Source organism: Flavobacterium sp. UMI-01, from assembly GCF_019656315.1.
Taxonomy (GTDB): domain Bacteria; phylum Bacteroidota; class Bacteroidia; order Flavobacteriales; family Flavobacteriaceae; genus Flavobacterium.
This window is the reverse complement of record NZ_BPLU01000042.1, coordinates 1-236: the sequence shown is the minus strand read 5'-3', so window position 1 is coordinate 236 and position 236 is coordinate 1. Positions and strand designations below refer to the sequence as shown.

1 protein-coding gene is annotated in these 236 nt (G+C 40.3%); it reads left to right on the top strand.

Going from position 1 to position 236, the window contains the following annotated elements:
• On the top strand, window positions 1-236 hold a 236-nt coding region (locus tag K5R64_RS17320; protein ID WP_220764057.1), incomplete at both ends, for a hypothetical protein.

Genomic DNA, 236 nt, shown 5'->3' with positions numbered 1-236 from the left:
AGATGGTACTCTGGCTCGTGTGGCGGAACTCTTGTTGGAACTGGAAGTAGCATAACTGTTTCTCCAACTACTAACACCACTTATTTTGTAAGATTTGAAGGAAGCTGTAACACTACTACTTGCGCTTCAACAACAGTTACGATTAATTCACTTTCAACAGCCCCAACAAGTATTTCTGGGACAACAACTATTTGTAACGGCAATTCTACTACCTTAACTTTAAATGGTGGTTCAGC